This window comes from Actinoplanes sp. NPDC021490 (assembly GCF_055562135.1).
Map to the genome: position 1 here is coordinate 545,780 of NZ_JBVHFW010000001.1, position 17,766 is coordinate 563,545.

Here is a 17,766-nt window from a genome sequence, read left to right on the forward strand (position 1 = left end):
CATGGCTGTGACCAGCACCTACACCGTGACCGGCATGACCTGTGGGCACTGCGTGCAAGCGGTGACCGGGGAACTGTCCGCTCTTCCGGGAGTGGACGCTGTGCAGGTCGACCTCGCCTCGGGCGCGGTCATCGTGACCAGCGAGGCGCCGCTCGAGGACGAGGCCGTGCGGGCCGCGGTGGACGAGGCCGGCTACGAGCTCGCGAATGCCTGACGACCCAATCCGCGACCGGGCCGCCGATCCGGGCACGCCGGCTGCCGCGAAGCCGTCGGCCGAGCGGGCGACGCCAGCCGCCGGTGAGCCCCCGGTCGAGCGGGCCACGCCGGACGCCGGGGAGCCGCTGGTCGAGCCAGGCGCACCGTCCGGGGGCGAGCCGGTCGGGGAGACGCCGGTGGGGGATCGGGCCGGGTTCCGGTTGGCGGCTTTCGGGGCGGTGCTCGTTGTTGTGCTGTTCGCGGGCTACGGACTGGGGCGTCTGAACAACTCGACGGCCTCGGCCTCGGCGCCGCCCCCGGCCGGGATGGCGGGGATGACGAGCCAGACCGCGACGCCGGGCATGACGATGGACGAGAGCCAGCCGCATACGCACGACTCCAGCGGTACGGCCAGCCAGCCCGGGACGGCGATGCCGATGGGCGCGGCCGTGGGCGGGCTTTCGCTGAGCTCGGGCGGGTTGACGCTGGTGCCCGAGGCGACGAGCTTCGCGGCCGGCAAGAAGCAGCGGCTTGCCTTCCGGGTGGCCGGGGCGGGCGGGGCGCCCGTGACGACGTACGCGATCGTGCACGACAAACCGCTGCACCTGATCGTTGTGCGGCGGGACCTGACCGGGTTCCAGCATCTGCATCCGGAGATGGCCGCGGACGGCACCTGGGGCATCGACCTGACCTTGGCCGAGCCGGGGATCTACCGCATGATCGCCGACTTCACCGCGATCGTCGGCGGCCAGCAGGTCGCCACCACCTTGGGCGGCGACCTGACCGTGGCCGGCGACTATGCGCCGCGGGCGCTGCCCGAGCCGGGGCGGACCGACAAGCCGGACACGTTCACGGTGTCGTACGAGGGAACGCCCAACACGCAGGCCACCCAGCCGCTCCTGATGACCGTGACCGGCGCCGACGGCAGGACCGCGAAGCTGGATCCGTATCTGGGCGCGTTCGGCCACCTGGTCGTGATGCGCGAGGGCGACCTGGCCTACGTGCACGTCCACCCGGAGGCGACCCTGGTCGACGGCAAGGTCAAGTTCTGGGTGACCGCCCCCAGCCCCGGCACTTACCGCATGTTCTTCGACTTCCAGGTGGACGGCCAGGTGCACACCGCGGCCTGGACCTCCAAGATCGAATAAGAGGCCGGCGTTGAAGGGCGTCAGGCAAGCATCTTTTCCAGGGCCGGGGTCACGCCCCACTCGGAGGTGAGGGCCTCGTACTCCGCTCGCTGCGCCTCGGTGGGCGGAGCGGCGGTGCGGCGGGCTCGCAACAGCAGGTTGCGCGGGGTGTGGGCCGAGTCGATGAACTCGACGACCTCGGTCTTGTAGCCGTTCAGGCGCAGCAGTGCGGCCCGTAGCGAGTCGGTGAGGACGTCGGCGAAACGCTCCCGCATGATCGCGTGGCGGGTCAGCTCGCCGAACGGTGCCGGGGCGGGATGGCCCTTGAGCTGGGCGGCGATGTCGTGATGACAGCAGGGCGCGGCCAGCACCCACTGGGCCTTCCAGTCCACGGCACGGGCCAGGGCCTGGTCGGTGGCGGTGTCGCAGGCGTGCAGCGCGAGCACCAGGTCGGGCTCGAACGGCAGTTGCGCGTCCTCGATCGTGCCGGCGACGAACGTCACCTCCTCGGCGCAGCCCAGCGAGGCGGCAACGGCCGTGTTGCGTACGCGCTGGTCCTCCCGGACATCGACCCCGACGACCCGCACCGAGTCGACCCGCTCGGCCAGGTAGCGGTAGGCGGCGAACGTCAGGTACGCGTTTCCGCAGCCCAGATCGACCACCCGCAGCGACGACGGCAGCGACTTGGGCAGCGTGGCGGCGAGCGCCCGCAGGAACGCGTCGATCTGCCGCCGCTTGGCCGCATTCCCACCGATCACATGGAACAGCGGATCGCCCGGATCGAGCAGCCACTGCTTCGGCCGATCATGATCTTGGAAGAGGGCGGGCGCCGCGGCGGGAGAGGCCGCGGCGGGAGAGGCCGCGGTGGAGGAGGTCGCGGTGGAGGAGGTCGAGGCGGCGGAGGAGGCCCCCGGCGTAGGGGAGGCGGCAACGGACGGCGAAGGTGAGGACGGGGAGAGCGCCGGCCCGGAAGGAGCCGGGGCGCGATGGACCTGGGCGTCACCCTTTTTGGTTACTCGCAGTTGCAGCGTTACGGCCGTGGTCTCCACGTGCCAGTTGCCGAACGGGACGGCCAGCAGCTCGTCGACCACGGCCGACGCCTCAGGGCCCGGAGCGACGTTGCGGGTGAAGGGGCGGGAACCGTCGTCGGTCACGATCTGCAGTCGCGGGCCACCCTTGAGTGTCACCGGTCGCACCTCGGCCCTGGTCACCGATGGAGTGAATCCGCGACGGCGCCCCGCCGCCACGGCACGGGTCAATCCGGGGCCCAGCAGTAGTTCCCGGACTTCGGCCAATGCGGTATCGAGCGGTTGTGGCATGCCTCTATTCTGCCGCGCGTCCCGAGGTAACGATCGCCGCGTAAGATCCCGGCCCACACGAGGCGTGAGGACCGCCGTCGGCGGCTGGTGGATCTATAGATAGGCTGATGGGCCGGGAAGCGAGGTGCCTTGCCGATGTCGTTGATGGCCGATTTGCCGGGAGCCGACCGGCTCTCCGTTCGTGTGCGCCGCAACACGTTCGGCGACCACGACGAGGCCCAGCGCAGCGGCTTCCTCGACGCGCTCGCGGCCGGCCGGCTGCCCTGGGAGGCCTACGCCGACCTGACCGCGCAGCACTGGTTCGTCTACGAGGCGCTCGAGTCGGCCGCCACCACGATGGCCGACGACCCGGTGGTCGGCACGTTCCTCTTTCCCGAGCTGCGCCGGCTGCCGTCGATCGAGTCCGACCTGCGCTTCCTGTACGGGCCGCGCTGGGCCGACCACCTGTTCGCGCTGCCCGCCACCACCGTGTACTGCACGCGCCTGCGTGATGTGGCCCACCTCGCGGCCACCGGCTTCGTCGCCCACCAGTACACGCGCTACATCGGCGATCTTTCCGGCGGGCAATATCTGGGTCCGGCGATCGCCCAGTCGTACGGGCTGCCCGGCGCCGAGGGGCATCGCTTCTTCATCTTCAACGGCGTCGACCCGATGGCCTTCAAGACCCACTACCGCGGACTGCTCGACACGGTGCCCTGGTCGCCGGCCGAGCAGGACGAGTTCATCGCCGAGGTGACCGAGGCATACCGGCTCAACATCGCCATGCTGGGCGAACTCCAGAGCCGCTGGGGCCGACAGGAGGCACGATGACCGATCCGTTTCCGCCCGAGGTAATCGATCAGATCGCCCGGCACATGAACGACGACCACGCCGACGACAACGTGCTGATCGTGCGCGCGCTCGGCGGCATGCCGACGGCGACGGCCGCGCGCATGTCCGGTCTGGACGCCGACGCGATGGAGTTCAAGGCGGTGGTCGACGAGATCGAGGTGCCCGTCCGGGTTCCGTTCTCCGAGCGGCTCACCGAACGCCGCCAGGTGCGGGCCGAGACTGTCCGGATGTATCGCGTCGCCTGCGCCGCTCTCGGGGTCGAGCCCCGCCACTGACCACGCAAAAGCCCCTCGGCCCGTGATGAGGACCAAGGGGCTTTCCGCGTACGAGGGTCAGGCCGTGGTGCCGACCCCGGCCTCGGACCCGCCGCTCATCTCGGCCGGCGCGGCGTCCTCGGAGGCCGAAGCGGCCGAACCGGATCCGCGGCTTCCCCGGCCCCCGCGACGGCGACGGCGGCGCGGACGGTCGGTGCCGTCCTCAGCGTCCTCAGCGTCCTCGTCGGAAGCGTCGGAAGCGTCGGAGACGTCGGAAGCGTCAGAAGCGTCAGAAGCGTCGGCGGACGTGTTCACGGAGATGTCCACCGAGACGTCGACAGCCGAGGCGTCGGCCTCAACTTCGCCGTCCGAGAACACCGGCGTGGCCGCGCGACGACGTGTCCGCGTACGGGCGGGGCGGTCCTCACCCGAAACGGCCGGAGCGTCCTCGATCGGCGAGTCGGCCGAGGTCACCTCGGACGGTGCGTCGGAGTCGACCCGCCGCCGGCGACGCTGCCGCTTGGGACGGTCGGTGTCGCCGCCCTCGGACGCGGGGGCAGGAGACTCGGGGCCGCTACGTGACCGTCCGCCGCGTCCGCGCGGGCCGCTCGGCTCGCGGCGACGACGGCCGCCACCCAGGTCTTCCTCGATCTCGGCCGACAACCCGGCCCGGCTGCGGTCGGCGGTCGGCAGCGTGCCCGACACGTCGGTGGGGATGTCCAGGTCGCTGTAGAGCGCCGGGCTCGTGTGGTACGTCTCCGGGGGCTGCGGCATGCTCAGGCCCATCGACTTGTCGATGAGGACCCAGCGCGGCATGTCCTCCCAGTCGACGAAGGTCACCGCGACGCCGGTCGCGCCCGCCCGGCCGGTGCGGCCGATGCGGTGCGTGTAGGTCTCGGGGTCTTCGGGACAGTCGAAGTTGATCACGTGGGTGACACCCGAGACGTCGAGGCCGCGGGCCGCCACGTCGGTGGCCACCAGCACGTCGATCTTGCCGCTGCGGAACGCGCGGAGCGCCCGCTCACGGGCGCCCTGGTTGAGGTCGCCGTGCACCGCGGCCACCGCGAAGCCGCGGAAGTCGAGGTCTTCGGCCAGCCGGTCGGCGGCCCGCTTGGTGCGCGTGAAGATCATCGTGAGGCTGCGGCCGCGGGCCTGCAGGATCCGCGCCACCATCTCGACCTTGTTGAGCGGGTGCGTGCGATAGACGACCTGCTTGGTCAGCGGCGACGGGCCGCTGTCGGCGGTGTGGCCGGCGTGGATCGTCACCGGGTGCCGCAGGAAGCGGCGGGACAGCGCGACGATCGGGTCGGGCATGGTCGCCGAGAACAGCATGGTCTGCCGCTTCTCGGGGAGCATGGCCAGGATCTTCTCGACGTCGTCGAGGAAGCCCAGGTCGAGCATCCGGTCGGCCTCGTCGAGCACCAGCGCCTGGACCGAGTCGAGCTTGAGCTGCTTCTGCTTGGCCAGGTCGAGCAGGCGGCCGGGGGTGCCGACGAGGATCTCGACACCCTTCTTGAGGGCATCGACCTGCGGCTCGTACGCCACGCCGCCGTAGATCGGCAGCACGCGGACGCCCCGGGTGCTGCCCGCGGCGGCCAGGTCGCGGGCGACCTGCAGGCCGAGCTCACGGGTGGGTACGACGATGAGCGCCTGGGGGCGTCCGTCGGCGCCTTCGCTCGGCGCGGTGAGGCGCTCCAGGATGGGCAGGCCGAAGCCCAGGGTCTTGCCGGTGCCCGTGGGCGCCTGACCGATCAGGTCGGTGCCGCGCAGGGCGATCGGCAGCGCGTATTCCTGGATGGCGAAGGCGCGGTCGATGCCGGCCTTGGCCAGCGCCTCGACGGTCTCGGCGCGGATACCCAGCTCGGCAAAGGTGGGGCTGTCCGGACGGACGGGCGCGCGGCTGGTGACAGGGACCAAAGCGGGTTCGGTGTTGTTTTCGATGTCGGTCATGAAGTTTTACGGGTGCCTCTCGTGGTGCGCCCGTGGAGTGTCTTGGGGCGCGGTGTGGATAGGGCGCGGGCCACACGCTGGCTGGGTTGTCCCAAGCACAACGGGCCGCACGCGCAGGTCACCGCGGCGATCGGTGAAGATCGACGTCGACGGCAACACTTCTACTCTACCCGACCGGACGATCGTGCACCTCAGAGCGGACTTCGGAGCCCAAAGCACGCCGAGGGCACCCCCGTTGCAGGGGGCGCCCTCGGCGTATGGGGAACTATTTTCAGCGCACCGTGAAGCCGAACGGACGAGCGTTCGACTCGGCGATCTCCACGTACGCCACCTTGGCGATCGGGATGATCACCTTGCGGCCCTTCTCATCCGTGAGCGACAGCACGCTGTCCTTGGCCATCGCCTCGGCCACGGCCTGCTCAACCTCCGCCGGGGACTGCGCGCTCTCGAGCACCAGCTCACGCGGCGTGTGCTGCACGCCGATCTTGACCTCCACGGGGCCCTCCCTTTTCGTGGCTCTTACCGTCGAAAAGGTTATCCGATTTCGGCCGGTGTTCCGCCGGATGCGCCGCCCTGGAGCGGGAAGCTGGCGATCCCGCGCCAGATAAGTGCAGCTACGAGGGCTTCCGCTTCAGCTTTAGGCGTACGCCGTCCGTTGGCCAGCCAATACTGCGCGGACTGCCCGGCCGCCCCCACGAGGCCCGACGCGAGCAGCTGGGCCGCGTCCGAGCTCAGGTTCGTGTCCGAAATGATGGTGTCGGTCACGGCGGCGATGCAGCCCTGCTCGACCCGCTCGACGCGCTGGCGCACCTGCGGGTCGTTGCGCAGATCGCTCTCGAAGACGAGGCGGAAGGCTTCGCTCTCGTGATCCATGAAGTCGAAGTACGCCCGTACGGCGCCCTTGACCCGCTCCTTGTTGTCGCTGGTGGCGAGCATGGCGTCTCGAACCTTGGCGATTATCGCGTCGCAGTGCGTGTCCAGCAGCGCCAGATAGAGCTCCAGCTTGCCCGGGAAGTGCTGGTAGAGCACGGGCTTGGAGACCCCGGCGCGTTCGGCGATGTCGTCCATCGCCGCGGCGTGGTAGCCGTGGGCGACAAAGACCTGCTGGGCCGCGGCCAGCAGCTGCTTGCGGCGCGCAGAGCGAGGCAGACGGGTGGGACGGGCCGTCTGAGCTCCGCCGGACGCAGCGGTCATGTGTCTCGTACCTCCAGGGGGTCGGTACCCCGTTTGCCGGCGCGGATTGCCCGTATCGGCGCGTGTTGCTTCCTTGAGCAATTGTCGCGACGCTGCAACTTATCGCCACTGCAAGCACACGGTAGCCTCAGCGGGGGCGAGCAAGGAGCACGCGGTGGATGAATCAGGGCATTCCGGCGACACTGAAGCCGCAGACGGCGGCGACGGTGGCGATGCGCGCGAGCGTGCCCGGATGAATGGCTGGGCGACGGCCGACAGCCCCTGGTCCTATCAGGGGACGGGTGCCGAGACCGATAATGACGTGCCGTCCTGGCGGCGTTCGGGCGCGGAGACGCGTTCGTTTCCGCGCAATCCGGCATTTCCGTCATCGGCGGTTCCCGTCTCGGTTCAGCCCTCGTCGAGTGTTCCCGCGCCGGCCCCACCGGGTTTTGTCGACGCGAAGCCGGATGGCGAAATTCCTCTGTCCGGGGAGTCCTCGGCCGGCTCGCGCTGGGACAGGTCCCGCTTCTCCGAGCTGCTGAGCCCGCTCAACCCGGCCCGGGAACAGCCCCGCTCCGATCTGCCCCGCTCCGATCTGCCCCGCCAAGATCTGCCCCGCCCGCAGGCCGCACCCACCTCGCCCGCCCAGCCGACCCCGCGCGAGCCGACCCCACGCGAGTCGGGGCTGCGCGAGCCGGGCCTGGGAACCGGTGATCGCCGCGAGTCCGGCCCCGGCCCGGGTGAGCGCCGCGAGCCCGGCCTGGGCACGGGTGGCATTCTGGGCTCGGGTGAACGTCGCGAGCCCGGCCTCGGCACGGGCGCCGGTGAACGTCGTGAGCCCGGTCTGGGCACGAGCGGCCGACCGGCCGAGCGTCGCCCCGGCATGGGCGTGGGCGAGATCCGTGAGCCGGGCCTCGGCACGAGCGGCCGGCCGCCCGAGCGCCGCCCCGGCATGGGCCCGGGCGAGACCCGCGAGCCCGGCCTGGGCAGCGGGGGCCTGAACCCGGGCCGTCCCGCGCCGTTGCGCTCCTATGAGGTGCCCACGCCGAACAGCGCGCCGCCCTACCCGTACGAGGGTGACCTGGACGAACAGCCGCCCCCGCCGCCGATCGTGCAGCAGCGCGCCGCGGTCCCGCTGGTGCGCCCGTCCACGCCCGGCGGTGGCCGGCGCGCCGATTGGGGCACGGCCGAGCACAGCACCACCGACCCCCGGCACGCGCTCAGCGGCGGCACCCCCGTCCAGGGCGTGCCCCGGGTGGCCTCCGACGAGCCGGGTCCCGTCCGCCCGGCGTACGACCCGTCGAGCTTTCCCCGCCGCCTCTCGTACGAGCCGCCGCCGACCCCTTACGAGCCGCCCAAGCCGTACGAGGTCCCGAAGCCGTTCGAGCAGCCCGAGACGACGTATTCGGGGTTCGGCGAGACCACGGCGCGCCTCGATCCCGCCGAGGAGCGGGGCCTGCCGCAGCGCGTTCCCGCGCAACCCGACGTGCCCAAGGGCGTACCGGAGCCGCCTCTCGTGGAAGCCACCGCCGAGACACCCGCCCTCGCCCGGATCGCCACCCATCTGAGACGCGGTGACGTGTTGCCCGCGCAGGAACGCCAGGAGGGCTTCGACGTGCAGGCGATCCTGGGCGCCGTACGCGAGGTCGACGGGGTGCGGGACGCCTCGTTGCGCTCGACCCCGACCGGCGCCCACAGCTTGCGGCTCGACCTCGCCGAGGGCGCCGACCCGGCCGAGGTGAGCCGCCAGGTGGCCCGCCTGCTGCAGGACCGCATGGGCCTGGACGCGGCCATGCCGGGCGAGACCCCGCCGGCCGCCGAGTCGCCGGCCGCCGCGGCCCCGGTGTCGCCGTCGGCGCTGATGCCACGGGCGCGCCAGGCCGAGCAGATTTCGGCCCCACCCGCGATGGCGCCGCTCTCGTCCACACCGCTGGCCGACAGCATCGCCCCCGACCTGGAGCGCGAGACCCGGGAGCGTGAGACCCGGGAGCGTGAGACCCGGGAGCGTGAGGCCCGCGAGCGTGTGGCTCGTGAGCGTGTGGCTCGTGAGCGTGTGGCTCGTGAGCGTGTGGCTCGTGAGCGTGAGACGCAGGAGCGGGAAACCGAAGAGCGTGAGACCCGGGAGCGTGAGACCCGCGAGCGCGAGGCCCGTGAGCATGAGGCCCGGGAGCATGAGGCCCGGGAGCGTAACGACCGGGAGCGCGAGACCCGGGAGCGCGAGCGCGCGAGGGAGAGCGAAACAAGGGAGGCCCGCGAGCGCGAGGCCCGCGACCGGCACGCCGCCGCGGCCCGGCTGACGCCCGAGGTCGAGGAGTCGGCCGAGGTCGTGCCGACCGGTGTCGACTGCGGACCGCCCCGCCCGCTCTATCCCAACGAGCACCCCGGCCCGCGGGTGGTCATCGAGAACGTGCACGTCAACACGTTCGGCGCGGACGCTACGGTGGAGGTCAGGCTGGCCGTCGGCGGCCGTACGGCGTCCGGGACGGCCAGCGGTCCTGCCGTCGACGGATATCTGCTGCGGCTGTGCGCGATGGCCACGGCCGGCGCGGTCGACGAGTTGCTGTCGCATTCCGACCACCCGGACGGCCCGGCCCGCTGCTTCGTCGAGCACGCCGCCGCCGTCCCGTTCGGAGCGTCCCAGGTCGCGGTCGTCGTGCTGCTGCTCTCGTGCGGCGGCTGGGTCGAGCAGCTGGCCGGCTCGGCCGTGGTGACGAGTGACGATCGGCACGCGATGGTGCGCGCCACTCTGGCTGCGGTGAACCGCCGGCTCGAGGCACTCTTGACCCGATGAAAGGCGCCATCCTGGCCCCCGACAGCGCGCTGCTGCCGGAGGGCGAAGCACCAGCACCCTGGCCCGCGCGACGGGTCACCATCGGTGGGGCGATGCTGCACGTCCGCGACACCCCGGGGACGCGGCCGGACGCCGAACCGGCCGTCTACGTGCACGGGCTCGGCGGGTCCTCGCAGAACTTCACGGACGTCGCGGGACTGCTCGCCGACCGGTTCGACGCGCAGGCGGTCGACCTGCCCGGCTTCGGCTACAGCGATCCCAGCCCGCGCTATTCGATCCCGGCCTTCGCGTCCACGCTGATCGGCTATCTCGAGCACGACGGCCGCGGGCCGGTGCACCTGGTCGGCAATTCGCTCGGCGGCTCGATCGCCGTGCGCGCCGCCGCCCTGCGGCCCGACCTCGTACGCACGCTGACGTTGATCTCGCCGGCGATGCCGTTCCTCGACGTCCGGCGTACGGCTCAGGCCCGGGCCTTGCCTCTGCTGGCGTTGCCGTACGCCGATCGGGTGCTCGGCTGGGCGTTCGCCCGCCTGACCGCCGAGGAGATGGCCGAGCAGGTGCTCGCGGCGTGCTTCGGCGACACCCGCAAGGTCACCCCGCAGCGCCGCGCGGAGGCGATGGAGGAGATCCGGCTGCGCTACACGGTCGAGCACTACCCGAAGGCGTACCTGGGCACCCTGCGCGGTCTGGCGTCGAGCTTCCTGCGGGCGTATCTGCCGGGGGAGAACTCGCAGTGGCGGCTGGCCGCGCGGGTGCAGGCGCCGACGCTGGTCATCGGCGGCCTCAACGACAAGCTGGTCGATGCCCGGGTGCCGGCCGTGGTGGCCCGCACGATCCCCGACTCGCGCCTGCTGATGCTGCCCGGCGTCGGCCATGTCGCCCAGATGGAAGTGCCGCGCCTGGTCGCCCGCGCGGTGGTGGGAATGCTGGACGACATCCACTCGCCGGTAGCTGGTTAGGACCCAGATCTCACAAGATCCATTGGGGCAGACAGCCTTCCCCGGGGTATGCGACGCTGACGGGCGATGATCGACGAAGTCACGGCGCCGCCCGCAACCCGGCCGCCGGCCGGTCGGGACCGGTGGCGGCAGTGGTGGCTCGCCTCGTTCGCGCTGATCGTCCTGATCGCGGGGGGCTTCGCGGTGGGCCGGCGCATCGAGCAGAGCAACGCCGCGGCGCTGCCGGTCGTGCCGTCGCCGGCGTCGTCGAGCACCGCCCCGGCCCCGGTTGCGCAGAGCACGCCGACGCCGACCCCGTCGAAGACTCCCGAGAAGGCCCGGCCGGTGGCGAGCACGCTGCAATTGCCGGGCGCGGTGCCCACTCGCGGTTCCGGCCAGTTCTCGTACGCCACCTCGCGCGGCCCGGTCTTCGGCCGCAAGGGCGAGTTGCGGCGCTTCCGCGTGGCCGTCGAGAAGGGCAGCAACGAGAACCCCGAGGATTTTGCCACGCAGGTCGCCGACACTCTCGGGGATCCGCGCAGCTGGACCGGCGGCGGCCAGGTGCGCCTGCAACTGGTGAGCGGCTCGGATCCGGCCGACTTCACCGTCTATCTGGCCACGCGGGAGACGGCCGGGAAGATGTGCCTGCGGGGCGGGACGAACATCCGAGTCGGCGGACGCCCGTACACGTCGTGCCGCACCACCGGGAAAGCGATCATCAACCTGGACCGGTGGCGGCGCTCGGCCACCCCGTTCGTGAACGCCAAGGTGGCGCTGAGCACCTATCGGCAGTACGTGATCAACCACGAGGTCGGCCACGAGCTGGGACACCGGCACGAGAACTGTCCGCGGGCGGGTGGTCCGGCGCCGGTCATGGTGCAGCAGACCCTGACGATGCGCGGCTGCAAGGCGTACGCATGGCCTCGTCTGAATGGGAAGATGTTCAGCGGCCCTCGTCTGTGAACAACCTGGAAAATTCCCATGTCCCGCATGTCGGGCCGGTGTCCAACGTCATGGCCGTTCCGCGCGGTCGCGAGTGACAATGGTGACCGATCCTTACCGTCAACCCGGGGAGTTAACGTGGCACTGCCCCCGCTCGTCGAGCCGGCCGCAGAGCTGACCGTCGATGAGATCCGCCGTTATTCTCGGCACCTGATCATCCCGGATGTCGGGATGGACGGCCAGAAGCGGCTGAAGAACTCGAAGGTCCTGGTCGTCGGCGCGGGCGGCCTCGGTTCGCCGGCGCTGCTCTATCTCGCCGCCGCCGGTGTGGGCACGCTCGGCATCGTCGACTTCGACACGGTCGACGAGTCCAACCTCCAGCGCCAGATCATCCACGGCGTCTCCGACATCGGCCGGCCCAAGGCCGAGTCGGCCGCGGCGAGCATCCGCGAGGTCAACCCGCTGGTCAACGTGGTCATCCACAACACGGCGCTCGACCGCGACAACGTCAAAGAGCTCTTCAGCCAGTACGACCTGATCGTCGACGGCACCGACAACTTCGCGACGCGTTACATGGTCAACGACGCCGCCGTGCTGCTCGGCAAGCCGTACGTCTGGGGTTCGATCTATCGCTTCGACGGCCAGGCCTCCGTCTTCTGGGAGGAGCACGGTCCCTGCTACCGCTGCCTCTACCCGGAGCCCCCGCCGCCCGGCATGGTGCCGAGCTGCGCCGAGGGCGGCGTCCTGGGCGTGCTCTGCGCGTCGATCGGCTCGATCCAGGTCAACGAGGCGATCAAGCTGCTGACCGGCATCGGTGAGCCGCTGGTGGGCCGGCTGATGGTCTACGACGCCCTCGAGATGGAGTACCGCAAGATCAAGGTCCGGAAGGACCCGAACTGCGCGCTCTGCGGGGACAACCCGACCGTCACCGACCTGCTCGAGGACTACGAGGACTTCTGCGGCGCGGTCTCGGCCGAGGCCGAGGAGGCGACTCTCAACGCCACCATCACGGCCCGCGAGCTCAAGGACTGGCAGGACTCGGGCAAGGACCTGTTCCTGGTCGACGTCCGCGAGCCGGCCGAGTGGGAGATCAACCGGATCCCAGGCGCGACCCTGATCCCCAAGGGCGAGATCCTCTCCGGCGAGGCGCTGTCGCGCTTCCCGCAGGACAGGCAGATCGTGCTGCACTGCAAGTCGGGTGTGCGTTCGGCCGAGGCGCTGGCGGCCCTCAAGGCGGCCGGCTTCAAGGACGCCGTGCACGTCCAGGGCGGCATCGTCTCCTGGGTCAACACCGTTGACCCTTCGCAGCCGTCGTACTGATCTGTCTCACGCTGGGAAGTCACAGTGTGGCTTCCCAGCGTGACAGAAGCGGACCAGGGCGCAGCGCTTTCCCGCAACGCGCTGTACCGTCACCGATGTGGTAGATATCGACGCCGCAATCGGTTACGTCGTCGCTCACGGCGACCCCGTGGAACGAGCGCGCCTGTCATATCTGCGCACCGGTCAACCGCCTGATCCGCTCGTCATCGGGCGCATCACCGCCGGGCAGTCCGAGGCCGGTGGCTGGCCGGCCACCGCCGACGCCGCGTTCGACTCGATCGACGCCACCTGCTTCCGCCTCAACGAGCTCGACGACCTCGGCGGCCTGCACGGCGAGCCGGTCGACCGGGCCCTGGCCTGGCTGGCCAGCGTGCAGCGTCGCGACGGCACGTGGCAGGAATCCGAGGCGCTGGCCGCCGAGGCCCCGGCCTGGGCGATGCCGGGCGATCCCGAGGCCACGCTCTATCTGACGGCCGTCGCGGGCTTCTGGATGACCCTCGCCGAATACGAGGCGCACCCCCACTTCGACGTTCCGGCCCGCTACGCCCACACGCTCGGCGCGGCCGCTCAGTGGGTGGTGGGCCGGCTCCACCCCGACGGCACGTGGCCGTCCTTTCTCGCCACCGGCTGGCACGCCGCCGGTCTGCTCTACGGCCAGCAGTTCTTCTACGAGTCGGCCCGCGTGCAGCTCGTGCTGGGCGACCGGCTGGCCGACATGGAACCGGCCGACATCGCCTCGATGGCCGCGGCCCTGCGCCGGGTCAACCTCGGCGACGACTGGCTGTTGCAGAACGCCCGCAAGCGGCTCGGCGAGACGCAACGCACCGACGGCGGGTGGGACAGCGCCGAGGGTCCGAATTTCGACGTGAACACCACGCTGACCGTCCTGCGCGCCTGTCGCTGAGAGTCAACGCCTGCAACCGACTTGCACCCGTAAAAGTCCGAATGGCTACCGTTCGGCTACCCGGTCGACGTCACGCTCTGTCACATAGGTCGTTGAGCGACGGCTCCCCGATGAGGCACAGTTCTCCTCAGGCCCGACGGGGGCCAGGCGAGACGAGGATCCGCTGGGCGATGAAGTCTGGTCGCCACAGTCCGGCGGGGAGTCAGTGGCGAAACCGGCGCCTACGAAGATTTTCTACTTCGGAGGAACGTCGAGCATGCGAAAGTCCACCAAGCGCGCCGCTGTCATCCTGACCACCCTGGCCGTGACCGGCGCCGCGAGCGCCGCCTGGGCGTCGTGGCTGGCCAACGGCGAAGGCAACGCCTACGCGCAGGCCGAGACGGCCAAGGAGCTCGTGATCAGCGAGGCCACCACCAGCGCCACGCTCTACCCGGGCGCGACCGGCGACGCCTTCATCAAGATCGAGAACCCGAACAAGTACCCGGTCCGGGTCACCACGATCAAGTGGAACCCGACCGATGGCGCCAAGGGCACCGGCGGCAAGGGCACCTGCAACAACACCGGCGTCTACTTCGGCGACTTCAGCGGCGGCCCGGTCGGCACGAACGGCCTTCTCAAGGACCTGAAGCTGGACCTGGGCGCCAAGGAGGCCAGGACCTTCACCCTCAAGGACGCGGTCCGCATGATCAACAACTCCGAGGACGGCTGCCAGGGCGCGACCATCAGCCTCCCGGTCAAGGTCACCGGCGCCAGCAACGCCAGCTGATCCGAGCCGGCGGCGGGGCGTCCCCCTCGTCCCGCCGCCGGTTCTTTCTTCCCGCTCGATGACCCGCTGCTGGAGAGTTCATGAGACTGACGCGCGGCGCTTACGTCCTGACGAGCGCGGGCCTGATCGCGGGCGCCCTGGCCCAGCCGGTGGCCGCCTCGGCCGCCTGGGACGCGTCCGTTACCAGGGCGGACTCCTCGGCCACGGCCATGGTGCTGCCGCCCATGCGGGCCCCGGAGGTTCGGGCGGCCGGCGCTTCGGTGCAGGTGGACTGGCCGGCTTACACCGGTCCGGCCGTCCGCGGCTATCGCGTCACGCGCACCGACCAGGCGACCGGGAAGACCGTGCCGGCTGAGCGTGGCTGCGCGGGCGTGGTGACCGGGACGCAGTGCACCGAGGGGAGCGTGCCCGACGGCACTTGGACGTACGGGGTCGTGGCCCTCGTCGGTGCCGACTGGCGCTCCGCCGCGGGTGTCGCCGCGCCAGTGAAGATCGGCAAGGTCGCCCCGAAGCCGCCGGCCCCGGCACTGTCGGCTCCCGTGCCCGTGCCGCCGACCGGGCCGACGCCCAGCGCGCCGACATCGACTGAGCCGACGCCAAGCAAGCCCGCACCGACATCGACCACGCCGGCGCCGACCACGCCGAGCGAGCCGGCGCCGACCGTGAGCCCGGCACCGTCCGCCGGGCCTGCGAAGACGCCGGCACCGGAACCGGCCGCCACGAAGTCTGTGGTGCCGGTGCCGGAAACGACGCCGTCGGAGTCGCCGAAGCCGAGTCTGGAGATTACGGCCGAGGCGACTCCGGCGCCGTCACCCGCGGAGTCCTGACCGGCTCACTGTCGAATGTGGCCGTTGCCCGTGACGACGTACTTTGTCGAGGTCAGCTCGGGCAGGCCCATCGGCCCGCGGGCGTGCAGCTTCTGGGTGCTGATGCCGATCTCGGCGCCGAACCCGAACTCGCCGCCGTCGGTGAACCGGGTCGACGCGTTGACCATGACCGCGGCCGCGTCGACGCGCGCCGTGAACCGCCGCGTCGCCGTCACCGACTCGCTCACGATGGCCTCGGTGTGCCCGGTGCCGTAGCGGCGGATGTGGTCGAGCGCGTCGTCCAGCGAGTCGACGATCGCCACCGACAGGTCGGCCGACAGGTATTCGGTGCCCCAGTCCTCCTCGGTGGCCGGCACGACCGCCGGGTCGTACGCCACCACCTGCGGATCGCCGTGCACGGTGACCCCCTTGTCGAACAGCTCGGGCAGCACCAGCGGCAGGAACCGGTCGGCGATCGCCGCGTGCACCAGCAGCGACTCGGCGGTGTTGCAGGTGGACAGGCGCTGCGTCTTCGAGTTGACCGTCACGGCCAGCGCCTTCTCGAGGTCGGCGTTCTCGTCCACATAGACGTGACAGTTCCCGACCCCGGTCTCGATCACCGGCACGGTCGATTCCTCCACCACCGTACGGATGAGGGAAGCGCCACCCCGCGGGATCAGCACGTCGACCAGGCCACGAGCCCGCATCAGTTCCTTGACCGAGTCGCGCGTGGTCGCGTCGAGCAGCTGGATCGTGTCGGCGGGCAGGCCGCTGTCGGCCACCGCCTTGCGCAGCACCGACACGATCGCCGCGTTCGAGCTGAAGGCCGAGCCCGAGCCGCGCAGCAGCGCCGCGTTGCCTGACTTGAGGCAGATGCCCGCCGCGTCGGCCGTCACGTTGGGCCGGCCCTCGTAGATGATGCCGACCACGCCGAACGGCACCCGCACCTGCCGCAGCTCGAGCCCGTTGGCCAGCGTCGAGCCGCGCACCACGTCACCCACCGGATCGGGCAGCGCCGCCAGCTCGCGCAGCCCCTCGGCCATCGCCTCGACCCGGGCCGGGGTGAGCGTGAGCCGGTCGATCATGGCCTCGGACAGCCCGCCCGAGCGCGCGTTGGTCACGTCGACCTCGTTGGCCGCCACGATGTCGGACGAGCGCTCGATCAGGCGGTCGGCCATCAGCAGGAGGGCGCGATCCTTCTCGGTGCGGGTGGCCGCGGCCAGGTCGATGGCGGCCACCCGGGCGTCGGCGGCCTGCTGCAGGACGGTCGTCATGGCGAATTCCTTCATAGGAGGACGAGGTCGTCGCGATGCACGACCTCCCGTTCGTATCCCGGCCCCAGCGCGGCGGCCAGTTCACCGGTGGTGCGTCCGAGCAGGGCGGGCAGCTCGATCGCATCGTAATTGACCAGGCCGCGGGCGACCGGCGCGCCCGAACCGGCGTCGACCAGATCGACCGGGTCACCGGCGGCGAACGAGCCGTCGACCGCGGTGATGCCGGCGGGCAGCAGCGACTTGCGCCGAGCCACCACCGCCGCGACCGCGCCCGGGTCGAGATGAAGGCGTCCGCGCGGGGAGGTGGCGTGGGCGAGCCAGAACAGGCGCGCGGCCGGACGGCTGTCGGCCGGGCGGAACAGCGTGCCCACCTCGTCGCCGGCCAGCACCGCGCCGGCCAGGGGAGCGGCGGTGAGCACGACCGGGATGCCGAAGCCGGTGGCGATGCGCGCCGCCTCGACCTTGGTCACCATGCCGCCGGTGCCGACCTTGGACCGGCTCGGCGTCGCGATGTTGATGCCTTCCAGATCAGAATCGTTTCCCACGTACGCGATCCGGCGTGACGAAGGGTCCGAAGGGCTGCCCGTGTAGAGGGCGTCCACGTCGGAGAGAAGGACGAGCAGGTCGGCGTCGACCAGGGCGGCCACCAGGGCGGCGAGCCGGTCGTTGTCGCCGAAGCGGATCTCGTCGGTGGCCACCGTGTCGTTCTCGTTCACGATCGGCAGGGCGCCCAGGTCGAGCAGTTTGCGCAGCGTGCGGTACGCGTTGCGATAGTGCGCACGGCGGGTCACGTCGTCGGCGGTCAGCAGCACCTGGCCCACCTGCAGGCCGTGCCGCGCGAAGCCCGCCGCGTACCGCCCGATCAGCAGCCCCTGCCCGACCGAGGCGGCCGCCTGCTGGGTCGCCAGGTCGCGCGGCCGGCGCGGCAGGTTGAGGGGGGACAGGCCCGCGGCAATGGCGCCGCTCGAGACGAGCACCACCTCACGTCCGCCCGCGGCCAGCCCGCCGAGCACGTCGACCAACACGTCGACGCGCTGGTCGTCGATCCCGCCGGCTGCCGTGGTCAGCGAGGACGAACCCACCTTGACCACGATCCGCCGCGCTCCGGTTACCAGTTCACGCACCGGCCAATTGTGCTCGGGCGGGCCGACAGAACCGGGCCGAGATCCCATATCG

The 17,766-nt window shown here is 71.2% G+C and carries 17 protein-coding genes; 11 read left to right on the forward strand and 6 right to left on the reverse strand.

Annotated elements, in window-relative coordinates:
• Position 1: 1 nt before the first annotated feature.
• Positions 2 to 214: a heavy-metal-associated domain-containing protein gene (locus ACZ3I4_RS02465; RefSeq protein ID WP_465380061.1), complete on the forward strand. Its 213-nt coding sequence runs from the start codon at positions 2 to 4 to the stop codon at positions 212 to 214.
• A complete protein-coding gene (locus tag ACZ3I4_RS02470) occupies positions 207 to 1,343 on the forward strand; it encodes a hypothetical protein (RefSeq protein ID WP_465380062.1) in 1,137 nt (378 codons plus the stop codon). Before ACZ3I4_RS02465 ends, ACZ3I4_RS02470 begins: the two co-directional genes overlap by 8 nt.
• 20 nt (positions 1,344 to 1,363) lie before the next feature.
• Here ACZ3I4_RS02470 and ACZ3I4_RS02475 read toward each other — a convergent pair whose 3' ends face one another.
• The gene (locus ACZ3I4_RS02475) at positions 1,364 to 2,641 is read right to left on the reverse strand and encodes a class I SAM-dependent methyltransferase (protein WP_465380063.1); all 1,278 of its coding nucleotides are present in this window, start codon (positions 2,639 to 2,641) and stop codon (positions 1,364 to 1,366) included.
• A gap of 135 nt (positions 2,642 to 2,776) precedes the next feature.
• On the opposite strand from ACZ3I4_RS02475, the gene ACZ3I4_RS02480 reads away from it, so the two are divergent.
• Positions 2,777 to 3,451: a biliverdin-producing heme oxygenase gene (locus ACZ3I4_RS02480; protein WP_465380064.1), complete on the forward strand. Its 675-nt coding sequence runs from the start codon at positions 2,777 to 2,779 to the stop codon at positions 3,449 to 3,451.
• Positions 3,448 to 3,747, forward strand: coding sequence for a DUF2470 domain-containing protein (locus ACZ3I4_RS02485; RefSeq protein WP_465380065.1), 300 nt, complete (start codon positions 3,448 to 3,450; stop codon positions 3,745 to 3,747). The genes ACZ3I4_RS02480 and ACZ3I4_RS02485 overlap by 4 nt, the downstream gene beginning before the upstream one ends.
• A 57-nt stretch (positions 3,748 to 3,804) precedes the next feature.
• On the opposite strand, the gene ACZ3I4_RS02490 is transcribed toward ACZ3I4_RS02485, so the two are convergent.
• From ACZ3I4_RS02490 to ACZ3I4_RS02500, 3 genes are all read right to left on the reverse strand, one after another.
• Entirely contained in the window at positions 3,805 to 5,676 is a 1,872-nt protein-coding gene (locus ACZ3I4_RS02490; protein ID WP_465380066.1) for a DEAD/DEAH box helicase, read from the reverse strand.
• Between the two features lie 271 nt (positions 5,677 to 5,947).
• Positions 5,948 to 6,172 (reverse strand): DUF3107 domain-containing protein, encoded by a 225-nt coding sequence (locus tag ACZ3I4_RS02495; protein WP_465380067.1) that lies wholly within the window; start codon positions 6,170 to 6,172, stop codon positions 5,948 to 5,950.
• 38 nt (positions 6,173 to 6,210) lie between these two features.
• Positions 6,211 to 6,870, reverse strand: coding sequence for a TetR/AcrR family transcriptional regulator (locus ACZ3I4_RS02500; protein WP_184953793.1), 660 nt, complete (start codon positions 6,868 to 6,870; stop codon positions 6,211 to 6,213).
• Between the two features lie 232 nt (positions 6,871 to 7,102).
• Between ACZ3I4_RS02500 and ACZ3I4_RS02505 the strand changes: the two genes are divergently transcribed.
• From ACZ3I4_RS02505 to ACZ3I4_RS02535, 7 genes are all read left to right on the forward strand, one after another.
• On the forward strand, positions 7,103 to 9,640 hold the full coding sequence (locus ACZ3I4_RS02505; RefSeq protein WP_465380068.1) for a hypothetical protein: 2,538 nt from the start codon (positions 7,103 to 7,105) through the stop codon (positions 9,638 to 9,640).
• Complete coding sequence (locus tag ACZ3I4_RS02510) at positions 9,637 to 10,599, forward strand: alpha/beta fold hydrolase (protein ID WP_465380069.1); 963 nt, start codon at positions 9,637 to 9,639, stop codon at positions 10,597 to 10,599. The genes ACZ3I4_RS02505 and ACZ3I4_RS02510 overlap by 4 nt, the downstream gene beginning before the upstream one ends.
• A gap of 66 nt (positions 10,600 to 10,665) precedes the next feature.
• Positions 10,666 to 11,541, forward strand: a complete 876-nt coding sequence (locus ACZ3I4_RS02515) for a DUF3152 domain-containing protein (protein WP_465380070.1) — start codon at positions 10,666 to 10,668, stop codon at positions 11,539 to 11,541.
• A gap of 117 nt (positions 11,542 to 11,658) precedes the next feature.
• Positions 11,659 to 12,840 carry an adenylyltransferase/sulfurtransferase MoeZ gene (moeZ, locus tag ACZ3I4_RS02520; protein WP_465380071.1) on the forward strand — a complete coding sequence of 394 codons (1,182 nt, stop codon included), beginning with the start codon at positions 11,659 to 11,661 and terminating at the stop codon, positions 12,838 to 12,840.
• Between the two features lie 97 nt (positions 12,841 to 12,937).
• Positions 12,938 to 13,744 carry a prenyltransferase/squalene oxidase repeat-containing protein gene (locus tag ACZ3I4_RS02525; protein ID WP_465380072.1) on the forward strand — a complete coding sequence of 269 codons (807 nt, stop codon included), beginning with the start codon at positions 12,938 to 12,940 and terminating at the stop codon, positions 13,742 to 13,744.
• Positions 13,745 to 14,000: 256 nt separating this feature from the next.
• Positions 14,001 to 14,510 (forward strand): hypothetical protein, encoded by a 510-nt coding sequence (locus ACZ3I4_RS02530; protein ID WP_465380073.1) that lies wholly within the window; start codon positions 14,001 to 14,003, stop codon positions 14,508 to 14,510.
• 80 nt (positions 14,511 to 14,590) lie between these two features.
• Positions 14,591 to 15,337, forward strand: coding sequence for a hypothetical protein (locus tag ACZ3I4_RS02535; RefSeq protein WP_465380074.1), 747 nt, complete (start codon positions 14,591 to 14,593; stop codon positions 15,335 to 15,337).
• 5 nt (positions 15,338 to 15,342) lie between these two features.
• Here ACZ3I4_RS02535 and ACZ3I4_RS02540 read toward each other — a convergent pair whose 3' ends face one another.
• Positions 15,343 to 16,590, reverse strand: a complete 1,248-nt coding sequence (locus ACZ3I4_RS02540) for a glutamate-5-semialdehyde dehydrogenase (protein ID WP_465380075.1) — start codon at positions 16,588 to 16,590, stop codon at positions 15,343 to 15,345.
• A gap of 11 nt (positions 16,591 to 16,601) precedes the next feature.
• Complete coding sequence (proB, locus tag ACZ3I4_RS02545) at positions 16,602 to 17,762, reverse strand: glutamate 5-kinase (RefSeq protein ID WP_465380076.1); 1,161 nt, start codon at positions 17,760 to 17,762, stop codon at positions 16,602 to 16,604.
• Positions 17,763 to 17,766: the final 4 nt, after the last annotated feature.